Origin of the sequence: Paenibacillus sp. CECT 9249 (assembly GCF_918697855.1) — a bacterium.
Taxonomy (GTDB): Bacteria; Bacillota; Bacilli; order Paenibacillales; family Paenibacillaceae; genus MSJ-34.
On the sequence record NZ_CAKKLI010000052.1, the window covers coordinates 24,969 to 34,095 of the forward strand.

The window sequence follows — 9,127 nt, forward strand, 5'->3', positions numbered from 1 at the left end:
TTCTATGAAAAAGAGTCAACTTCATAATCCGCCACCGTTGAAGTAACTGGCTTTATTGCACATATAGAAAGGGTTGCCCCTACATTGCGAAGGCGATCCGCACGGTGCTCCTTGTTTGGCGCTAACGAAACTGACCATCCTTATTGGGCTCAAAATGAGGACATTCCCAATCTAACGAAAGTACGTATCGGTATTCCTTGGAAATCGGCGGTTTTATCGCCTTCTTCCCCTCATTAGCGTGTTTCAGTTTCGTTACACGAGCAACAAGGTGATTTTCAGGCTATTAGCGTGTTTACGTTTCATTAGCCCGCTCCCCGGGTCGTCAGCCGCGCAGCGGTATGATGAAATTGACTCACGATGCATGTATTTTCCCCAAATAAGGGATCCTTTGTCCGCGTCGCGACATTAGCGTTGCAACGTTTTTTAGGGTGATATAGACGTATATATGAGTTTGGATTATTCAAGAAGGATTCACCAAACGATTATATTGGGAATTGCGGATTGGTCAGCATCTCAAAAGAACATAACAACGGTGAACTCGGATTCTTCGTTCGTCACGAATATTGGAATATGGGTTTTTCCACAGAAGCTTGCCAAGCTTTGATTGAGTTCGGTTTTAACGACCTAGGTCCTCTGAGTGGCTTCGAAAGCGTCAAACTCTTTGAAAAACGGGCAGTTGGATGCCACACCAACCGCTTACATCGCATTGGCCGTATTCATTATCACCCACAGCAACGACCGTGCCGTCCGATGTAAGGCCGAGAGTATGAGCGCAACCCGCCGCAACTGCCACAATATCGCGCCAGCCGCTTACATTGCATTGGCCATGCTCATTCCAACCCACAGCCGCCACCGTACCGTTCGATGTAAGGCCGATGGTATGATAACTACCCGCCGCTATCGCCACAATACCGCGCCAGCCGCTTACATTGCATTGGCCATGCTCGTTCCAACCCACAGCCGCCACCGTGCCGTCCGATTTCAGCCCGACGGTATGCAGGTAACCCGCCGCTACCGCCACGATGTCGCGCCAGCCGTTTACATTGCATTGGCCATACCGATTATTACCCGCAGTCGTCACCGTGCCGTCCGATTTCAGCCCGACGGTATGCCAGTCACCCGCCGCTACGGCCACCATATCACGCCAGCCGCCTACATTGCATTGGCCTTCATTATTTCGACCCACAGCCGCCACCGTGCCATCCGATGCAAGACCGACGGTACGACGCCAACCCGCCGCTATCGCCACAATATCGCGCCAGCCGCTTACATCGCATTGGCCATGCTTATTCCAACCCACAGCCGCCACCGTGCCGTCCGATGTAAGACCAATGGTATGAGCATTACCCGTGTTCGTCGCCATATGAACACTACCAGCGGCGACCGCTACAATATCGCGCCAGCCGCCTACATCGCATTGGCCATATTTATTATCGCCCACAGCCGTCACCGTGCCATCAGAGTTAAGCCCAACGGTATGACGACGCCCCGCCGCTATGGTATCTTTAGGCCACCGTTTCCCCTTTAACGCCGCTTCTTTCGGCGAAATATAACCCATGTTCTACCTCCTTGAAAACAAGACCTATTTTATTATAAACCGGCTCCACTCCGAGCGGATGCCGCGTAGAATCGCGGTCGAGCGCCTTAGCTAAGGTCCGCATCGGCTTCCCATCTTTTCAGGATAACGGGGAAATCGCGCCATTTTGTCGCTCAAAAATGTGCAACAGTGCATGTTGATTACGCTTGTTCCAACTCTTTAATCAAATCGTCCATATAGAAAACGGCAACTTTAAAAGCCTTTATCCTTCTCGTAATGTAGGTCCGCTGCCCACTGCCCGCTTTTGATTTCTTAAGAAATGAAGGAAGTGTCAACAGCAAGCCCTCAAGTTCCTTTTTTGCTTCAATTAAATCTGTTTTGCTGACATCCAACTCCTGGCCTTCCCAACGTGCAAGAAGCGTATCTACGCCAATCCGAGCAGACTTCATTCGCTTCTCAAGCAACCTCGTCTGTGGCGCATCTGTTTTCATATGGGAAAGCGCCTTTTCCGATTTACGAATTATCGACTTAAACGCTTCAACCGACTGCCGCTTTTCTTCTGCTGTCAAATTTTCCATGAACAAATCACCTCCAACTTCGATCATACAACATTCATGCAAGATTTCGTTTGATATACCAATCATCCTTGTGGGGAGGGCCGGTATTTCTTATAATGTTGTTGTCGTACTTTAAGGTTTGACTTTAAGGAAGGTGTCGCCAATGGACAAAACCTTTACGCCGAAACAAATGGCCAAGAGACTTCATGTTAGCACCACCACTTTGCGAAGATATGAAGATCTCGATTTGGTGCCCGACGTACCTCGGACAGCCAGTAATAGAAGATATTATACACCGGTCCATGTTCAAGCTTTCATTGCTTTACGTGCCTTAAGAAAAGGATTCGATATTCCTGTCAGCTACGATGTCATGAGTTTGTTAAAAAAAGGCTGCCTCGAACAGGCACTTTGGAAAATCAATTTACAACAGTACAACATCCAAGCAGAGAAACAACGCGTCGAAGAGGTCATGAGCCTGATTCAACAAACCGACTTCTCCAAGTACAGGAATATGCAGGTAACGGAAGAGATGAAAATCGGGGAGGTTGCCGCTATCGCCGGTGTTAACCCATCCGCTATTCGACATTGGGAAAAGGAGGGGCTCATTCGCTCTAAGCGGAACCCGGAAAACGGATATAGGGCCTTTACGTCGCGGGAATTAAAAAAGATTATTGTGCTAAGCAGTTTACGGAAAACCGTCTTTTTCATTGAAAGCATGAAACAGTTGCTTGAAGCCTTAGAGACGCATGATTTAACTGCTATTGAACGCTCCTTCAAGGTGGCTCTGCAGCAGCTAAATGAGCAATTGGAAAAGCAAATGAATGGCATATCAGAAATGATGAGATATATAAACTATTTTGCCAAGTAGAGTGGTCATTGGATTTTGATGGTTGTTCACGGTCTAATTACACCAAAAGAAATAGAGGGGCGGAAGCCCCTCTTCATAGTTTCGCTAATACATCTTATCATCAGGTTTTACTCCCGCTCAGGATCATTTCCATCCACTCGATGGCTATTAATTAGCTGTAATATCCACTCCTCGTCAAATCGGAGCTTTTCCAACCGATGCCGGAAAAAGATCAGAATATATTGCTGTTCCCCCTTGGGAATCCGCTCATCCTTGCTCGCATACTCCAACCGCTCTTCCTCGTGGCGGATTTCATACCGCAGGTAATCCTTGTATTGGTGTAAAATTAAAAACTGCAATTCCTTACTGATCAGACTAAAATTTTTCAGTTTCGTATAAAAATGCAGCTCGTAATCCGGCGAGTATGGAATCGGTTCTTCCATCAACCGAAAAAAACGGATTCTGCCTTCCTCTGTCAGTTTATAAATCTTTATCTTTTTTCCTCTTCCTTGTCTGGCGCCCTCCGGTTGTTCATCGGGGACCTGCTCGATTAATCCGTCTGCAAGCATGCCGTGGATAAGCGGATATAGCGCACCCCAGCTGACTTTTCGCGTAGGTCCAACAATTCCGTTCAAAATCTGATGCAGCAAATAACCGTGCATCGGGTTATTCATCAATTCGCCGAGTATGAACAATTCATTCAAGAGAAAGGCCTCCCTTATAAGTTTACTGCTTTATAAGTAAACAACAGTATACCATACGGTTGCCTGAAAAAACAGAAAAGCCGCGTTTGTCGCGACTTTTCCAGACCGTATTCGTTTGTGGGCGATTCCGGCCTGTCACGCCGAATGCTGTTGCGCTACCACCTCACGGTGTTTCGGCAGGAGCAGCATGGCGAGCAGGTTCGCAATCGCGATGCCGCATATGAGCAGAAAGACGGCATGCATGCCGGCAGCCAACTCCGATTTGGAGCCAAGCGTGGTCACATGCTGGTTGTAAATGGTGCCGAACACCGTGATGCCGACCGTTTGGCCCATCGCGCGAAACAGCATGCTGGAAGCGTTGGCGACGCCGCGTTGTTCCCAGCCGACGACCGATTGCACGACAACGGTGGAAGGCGTCGCGACGAAGCCCATTCCCAGCCCGAATAGGACGAGGATACCAATCCAGAATACGTAGGGCGAATTCATCTGAAGCGCAATAAGCCAGATGGAGGCGGCCAATACGAGGGAGGAGCCAAATACAATCGATGCCTTCACCCCGAGTCGGTACATGAGCCTGCCGGCGAGGTTGGAAGCGAGCGGCCAGGCCAACGACATCGGCATGACGATCAGGCCCGAGCTTGTCGCGGAATAGCCGAGCACGGATTGAATCCAGATTGGCGCGTAAACCGTCAAACCGGTCGAAATGCTAAACGTAAGAAAACCGCTGATATTCGTCACGTTCAACACGCGGATGCGGAAAATCGACAACGGTATCATCGGTTCCTCCGCCCTTGTTTCGATCCAGAGGAACAACAGAAAAAATACGGCCGATGCTGCGAACAACCCCACAATCAATGGGGAACCCCATGGATGGTCGGCCCCGCCGCTCTGCAGCGCATACAGGAGCGCGGAAAAGGAAACCGTAAAGGTGAGCGCGCCGAGGTAATCGATTTTTTTGGCCCGGCGTTCGACCGGTTGGTGCAAAAATACGACGACCAGAATCAGCGCGGCGGCGCCGATCGGCACGTTGATGTAGAAAATCCAGCGCCATGACACCTGATCGACGAAATAGCCGCCGACAAGCGGGCCGAGCAGGCCTGCCACGGACCAAACGGACGAGAAGACGCCCATCATTTTGCCGCGTTGCTTACCCGAGAACAAATCGCCGATGACCGTAAAGCACACGGGCGCGAGCGCCCCGGCACCGAATCCTTGCAAGGCCCGGAACCAGATAAGCTCTGCCATCGATTGCGCGGCGCCGCACAAGATGGAACCGAGCACGAATAAGCCGATGCCGGCCGCGAACACGGCTTTGCGCCCGAACAAATCGGCCAACTTGCCAAAAATGGGCGTCGCCACGCAGGTGGTTAACGTATAAATCGCGAACACCCAACTGAACAAGGTCTCGCCACGCAAATCCATGATAATATGCGGCGTGGCGGTGGCGACGACGGTCGCGTCCAAAGCGCCAATAAACATCGCCGCCAGAAGACCGGCGACGACCAAGTTAACGTTTGTTTTCGGGGCCATACGGAAGACGCCTCCTTACATTGTCTCTTTTTCTCTACTTGGCTTAACGGCTACTGACCAAGTAGAGGGTATTGCCGTCAGGATCGCTGAAGTGTACGACTTGGGCCGCTTTGCCTTCTACGGCATCATGGAATTCGACGCCGCGGGATTTCAGTGTCTCGATGGCTGACTCTAAATCTTCTACCTCAAACCCAATCGACATGCTGCCCGATATGACCGGCTCGGAACCATGTTCTCCGGCAAGATGCAGGAGTCCGATCGTCAATCCCGGCGCTTCGATTTGCGCAAAATGCCCATCCGGTTCGTGTTGCAGCTTTAATCCAAGGGTTTCGACGTAAAATTGTACCGCCTTGTTTAAATCCGCTACCATCACAGTTACATTGCCACTTTTGAACATAACATTTTCCTCCTTATTCGTTTGATCGTTTTTATTATATCAAAAAATTATAATATGTAAACATGTTATTTTGATATATTAATTCCCTTTTTCATCCATATAAAATGAGAAAGACGCTTGAAATGATGTATTGACGCACTAAAGATTTGCGAATTAGCGTAATTACGAACGGAAGAGAATATGAAGAAGGGGGGCTTAGAATCGCTGATTCCACGCTATTGCGGAATAGTTCACTACATTAAAAGGCTCAAGCATACAATGCTTGAGCCTTAATAATCATTTTGACGCATCTGTTAATATCGAATGAATCGCTATTATCTCACAAGCGACACGCAGCACTCCACGTGCCCCGTTAGCGGGAGGCGTTGCGGCATCTGCTATAGTCTCTTGTGATTGCGCCGCCCGTACGTAAAGCACACACCGAAAATATTTATGTCTGTTTCAAAGTATATCGGTCGCTGAACGTTTTTTTCTCTAAAACACCGCTTAAGCCCTTCGTGCTCCTAATTGAATACCGCTGTCCTTTGGAAAACGCTCCGGAAATATCTTCAAGTTCAAAATTTTCTCCAAAAATTTTGTTGGTTTTTAATTTTCCGGTAAAAGTTTCTTTTAGTTCGCCTAAATCATCATCAAAGAGGCCGGCTTCGCGATAAAGATGCACTTTTGTTCCGACATTTTTAAAATAAAATTCCATAATATCACCGCCCAAAAAATGAAATGTCTTTTCGGAATGAACATTCCTATACATTCTATTTCATAGAATGTACGTACTTTACTATTTCCACCAATGACCCAATTGCGCACATGTGTTAGACCTTTAGCGAGCCACGGAACCCTCTGGCGGCGTAGTAAGATTCCGCACCATTATGATAGACGAAGACATTTCCGTAGCGGAAATCGGCAAATATGGCGCCGCCGAGTTTTCTAATCTCAGAAGGTGTTTTCAACCAGCTTGATGTTTTCTTATCGAAATTCCCAAGTTTCTGCAGTTCCCGATATTGTTCTTCCGTTAAAAGCTCAATGCCCATGGCAGCAGCCATACCAATCGCGCTATTTGCCGGTTTATGTTCTTTCCTTGACTCCAGCGCTTCACGGTCGTAACAAACGCTTCTGCGGCCTTTTGGACTTTCCGCCGAACAATCATAAAAAAGGTATTCGCCCGTTTTATCGTCATATCCAACAACATCCGGCTCGCCGCCGGTTCTTTCCATTTCATGGAGCGACCACAGTTTTTCAGCATTTGTTTCGAGCTTTGCTTGTACGTTAGCCCATTCGAGCCCTTTATGGCGGTTCGTATTTTCCTCAAAACGGGCTTTCAATGTTTGGAGAAGTCCTTCACGTTGTTCCGGCGATAACTCCATTTTATTGCTGATTTCATTTCTCTTTGTCATGTTCGTTTCTCCTTTCAATTGCGATTCAGGGTAGGATAGACAGGCTTAAATACGCCCCTTGACATTATCTATTCGCCTTTATCAATCGTTTGCCTATCTGCAACCACATGCACCGCATGCCGAGTGCGGCACATTAGAGTTAACACCTTACATGTTTGCGTTTGAAACCAAGCTGCCCTTTATCTACAGCCTTTTGAATATTTGCGAAAGCGTGTATGAGCTTGCTTTTGGTCTTGTCCCTGACTTTTACCGGGCCTACTGCCTTAGCGGTCTCGACGGCCTTATTATGGAGCGGCAAATAAGATATAGCCACCGTGTACATAAAATTGTTCATCGCGTATTTCGCTCGTTCGGGAGCGTCATGAATCGTGCGTTCCACCAGATCAAGCATACCGGCAATTTTGTCTTCGGAGAGTTCGCCGTCCGGACGGTTCCCCAACAGCCAGCAGTAACAGCTCCAGCCTGCCGACATTCTCAACTCTTCGCCGCTTGCGATCCATTTATCGGCAACCTTTTGTGCGATATCTGCTTCCGCTAGGGTTACGGCAACCACATAATCGGACAGCATGTAAAAATAAGCCGCATCCATCCAACGGTCGTAATCCGCTTCCGTCATCGCATTGGGGTCCGCAATGATGCCGGCAAAGTACATCGCGTCGTAGTTCCCTGTCGCGTATAGCTGCTCGGCCAGAGGCTGATTGATTTTTGTTTTCTTGAAAATGGGCTTCATCTCGCCTGTCGCCACGCCAAAAAGCGGTTCATGCGCGCCGTTGGATAGATACATCTTCTTGAGTCGTTCCTTGCCGAGAGCTTCAAGCTCTTGCATCACCATTTCCAAATTCATTGTTTAACACTCCTCAGCAACACACAGCACTCCACATGCGCCGTTTGCGGGTATATAACCCGCTACGGTGTTTTATGCTAAAAGCCGAAAACCCTTGATTTTACGGCATTCTTCAAATTGGCCGATTGGTTAGCTTAGGCTCAAAAATGATAGTTTATGCTGAATTTCGTCCCCAATTCGTCCCCAACATTTCAATTACAAAACCTTGATATGACACTGTTTTTACTCCTACATGTCCCGTGAAATCGTTCGTTGTTCAACCGTAAATCAAGTATAATAATTAGGGGGAGTAACCGATGAAATCAAAAGAAAAGCTTGAAAATCAGCAGCGCGAATGTGCCTTATTCATGGCTAAAGCGGCTGAACTGCTGGCAGAATACCAAACCAATCAAGGAGGCTCCAAAGATGCCAAACGAAGCTCAAAAAACGTTCAAAAGGCAATTGCTGACGCTTGACCATTCGATCATGCAGACAACCGGAAAATATGGCCATATCACTGTTTCCGGACTTGTTAAACTCATGTCCGATAAGCGCCCAAAAAATACAATTTATCAACGTACAAGAGCGCTTACGGAATGGGGATATATTGAGGCCGTGATAGACAAGCGAAAAAACAAAATCTTCAGGCTCTCGCAACATGGTGTTAATGAATTAAATATGCGCGGCGTAACGCTTCGCGGACGAAGTTTACTGCAAATTGATTTAGCGCGGGTACAGTGGGCTATGGAACAAACAGGATTCATTGAAACGCTTGGTCTTGAGGCGCAACCTACAGTTAAAATGCTGGATGGCGTAATCAAAGGAGAAACGCCTAAAGCATTGATTGTCGATAACCCACACTATCACATCGCCAATACGTTTCAACGGCTTGATGACTTTGCGAAAACCGCCTCATCAAGTGCGCCACTGGACATAATCGCCTTGACGGAAAACCGCGCCGCGGAGTTTCAACGCTATGTGAACACCAACGGCTACAGCTTCACCGTCATACTCCAAATCATTGATATTTAACAGGAATTTCGCCTATACCGCATGCTCACTAACCCGATGTTTCCTCATGAATTTACCTATAACAATAAACTCTTCTGCATCCTCTTTCATCCAATTCGAAAATACCCCAATAAACTGACGATAAAGACCGTTTCCATAATTAGTGTATTTGATAACACACAATATACTTCAACTGCACTTAACTGTTTACGCTGAAGCATAATGCCCGAAAGCTGACGGTATTGCCTGTCCAGGGATTGACGAATATAATGTCCGTATCACAGAAAAGGAAAAGGATGCCTCCATATAGCGTGAGCCTGTTCGCGCAAG

The 9,127-nt window shown here is 47.7% G+C and carries 13 protein-coding genes; 4 read left to right on the forward strand and 9 right to left on the reverse strand.

Annotation, left to right across the window (positions count from 1 at the left end):
• Nucleotides 1–441: 441 nt before the first annotated feature.
• Complete coding sequence (locus LQ229_RS27375) at nt 442–756, forward strand: GNAT family N-acetyltransferase (protein ID WP_216539641.1); 315 nt, start codon at nt 442–444, stop codon at nt 754–756.
• On the opposite strand, the gene LQ229_RS23320 is transcribed toward LQ229_RS27375, so the two are convergent.
• From LQ229_RS23320 to LQ229_RS23330, 3 genes are all read right to left on the reverse strand, one after another.
• Nucleotides 653–1,558, reverse strand: coding sequence for a chromosome condensation regulator (locus LQ229_RS23320; RefSeq protein WP_230193039.1), 906 nt, complete (start codon nt 1,556–1,558; stop codon nt 653–655). The two genes, LQ229_RS27375 and LQ229_RS23320, sit on opposite strands and share 104 nt — an antisense overlap.
• Entirely contained in the window at nt 1,506–1,661 is a 156-nt protein-coding gene (locus LQ229_RS23325) for a hypothetical protein (protein WP_230193046.1), read from the reverse strand. The genes LQ229_RS23320 and LQ229_RS23325 overlap by 53 nt, the downstream gene beginning before the upstream one ends.
• 76 nt (nt 1,662–1,737) lie before the next feature.
• Entirely contained in the window at nt 1,738–2,115 is a 378-nt protein-coding gene (locus LQ229_RS23330) for a hypothetical protein (RefSeq protein ID WP_216539582.1), read from the reverse strand.
• 142 nt (nt 2,116–2,257) lie between these two features.
• Between LQ229_RS23330 and LQ229_RS23335 the strand changes: the two genes are divergently transcribed.
• On the forward strand, nt 2,258–2,962 hold the full coding sequence (locus LQ229_RS23335) for a MerR family DNA-binding transcriptional regulator (protein ID WP_230193040.1): 705 nt from the start codon (nt 2,258–2,260) through the stop codon (nt 2,960–2,962).
• A gap of 107 nt (nt 2,963–3,069) precedes the next feature.
• Here the strand turns inward: LQ229_RS23335 and LQ229_RS23340 are convergent, their stop codons facing one another.
• The 6 genes from LQ229_RS23340 to LQ229_RS23365 form a co-directional block, all read right to left on the reverse strand.
• The gene (locus tag LQ229_RS23340; RefSeq protein WP_216541435.1) at nt 3,070–3,645 is read right to left on the reverse strand and encodes a PadR family transcriptional regulator; all 576 of its coding nucleotides are present in this window, start codon (nt 3,643–3,645) and stop codon (nt 3,070–3,072) included.
• Between the two features lie 135 nt (nt 3,646–3,780).
• Nucleotides 3,781–5,175: an MDR family MFS transporter gene (locus LQ229_RS23345; RefSeq protein ID WP_216541436.1), complete on the reverse strand. Its 1,395-nt coding sequence runs from the start codon at nt 5,173–5,175 to the stop codon at nt 3,781–3,783.
• A gap of 43 nt (nt 5,176–5,218) precedes the next feature.
• Nucleotides 5,219–5,572 carry a VOC family protein gene (locus tag LQ229_RS23350; protein ID WP_216541437.1) on the reverse strand — a complete coding sequence of 118 codons (354 nt, stop codon included), beginning with the start codon at nt 5,570–5,572 and terminating at the stop codon, nt 5,219–5,221.
• A 430-nt stretch (nt 5,573–6,002) separates the two neighbouring features.
• Nucleotides 6,003–6,266 carry a hypothetical protein gene (locus LQ229_RS23355; RefSeq protein WP_230193041.1) on the reverse strand — a complete coding sequence of 88 codons (264 nt, stop codon included), beginning with the start codon at nt 6,264–6,266 and terminating at the stop codon, nt 6,003–6,005.
• Between the two features lie 115 nt (nt 6,267–6,381).
• A complete protein-coding gene (locus LQ229_RS23360; protein ID WP_216541288.1) occupies nt 6,382–6,963 on the reverse strand; it encodes a DUF4256 domain-containing protein in 582 nt (193 codons plus the stop codon).
• A gap of 139 nt (nt 6,964–7,102) precedes the next feature.
• Nucleotides 7,103–7,807, reverse strand: coding sequence for a DNA alkylation repair protein (locus tag LQ229_RS23365; protein ID WP_230193042.1), 705 nt, complete (start codon nt 7,805–7,807; stop codon nt 7,103–7,105).
• A gap of 296 nt (nt 7,808–8,103) precedes the next feature.
• Between LQ229_RS23365 and LQ229_RS23370 the strand changes: the two genes are divergently transcribed.
• Nucleotides 8,104–8,262, forward strand: coding sequence for a hypothetical protein (locus LQ229_RS23370; RefSeq protein ID WP_230193043.1), 159 nt, complete (start codon nt 8,104–8,106; stop codon nt 8,260–8,262).
• Nucleotides 8,213–8,818 carry a hypothetical protein gene (locus tag LQ229_RS23375; RefSeq protein WP_230193044.1) on the forward strand — a complete coding sequence of 202 codons (606 nt, stop codon included), beginning with the start codon at nt 8,213–8,215 and terminating at the stop codon, nt 8,816–8,818. The genes LQ229_RS23370 and LQ229_RS23375 overlap by 50 nt, the downstream gene beginning before the upstream one ends.
• The last annotated feature ends 309 nt before the right edge of the window (nt 8,819–9,127 follow it).

What these genes read in the sequence shown, in the direction of transcription:
- LQ229_RS23320 (WP_230193039.1), bottom strand. Translation starts at nt 1,558, where the DNA reads ATGGGTTATATTTCGCCGAAAGAAGCGGCGTTAAAGGGGAAACGGTGG.
- LQ229_RS23325 (WP_230193046.1), bottom strand. Translation starts at nt 1,661, where the DNA reads ATGCGGACCTTAGCTAAGGCGCTCGACCGCGATTCTACGCGGCATCCG.
- LQ229_RS23330 (WP_216539582.1), bottom strand. Translation starts at nt 2,115, where the DNA reads ATGGAAAATTTGACAGCAGAAGAAAAGCGGCAGTCGGTTGAAGCGTTT.
- LQ229_RS23335 (WP_230193040.1), top strand. Translation starts at nt 2,258, where the DNA reads ATGGACAAAACCTTTACGCCGAAACAAATGGCCAAGAGACTTCATGTT.
- LQ229_RS23345 (WP_216541436.1), bottom strand. Translation starts at nt 5,175, where the DNA reads ATGGCCCCGAAAACAAACGTTAACTTGGTCGTCGCCGGTCTTCTGGCG.
- LQ229_RS23350 (WP_216541437.1), bottom strand. Translation starts at nt 5,572, where the DNA reads ATGTTCAAAAGTGGCAATGTAACTGTGATGGTAGCGGATTTAAACAAG.
- LQ229_RS23355 (WP_230193041.1), bottom strand. Translation starts at nt 6,266, where the DNA reads ATGGAATTTTATTTTAAAAATGTCGGAACAAAAGTGCATCTTTATCGC.
- LQ229_RS23360 (WP_216541288.1), bottom strand. Translation starts at nt 6,963, where the DNA reads ATGACAAAGAGAAATGAAATCAGCAATAAAATGGAGTTATCGCCGGAA.
- LQ229_RS23365 (WP_230193042.1), bottom strand. Translation starts at nt 7,807, where the DNA reads ATGAATTTGGAAATGGTGATGCAAGAGCTTGAAGCTCTCGGCAAGGAA.
- LQ229_RS23370 (WP_230193043.1), top strand. Translation starts at nt 8,104, where the DNA reads ATGAAATCAAAAGAAAAGCTTGAAAATCAGCAGCGCGAATGTGCCTTA.
- LQ229_RS23375 (WP_230193044.1), top strand. Translation starts at nt 8,213, where the DNA reads ATGCCAAACGAAGCTCAAAAAACGTTCAAAAGGCAATTGCTGACGCTT.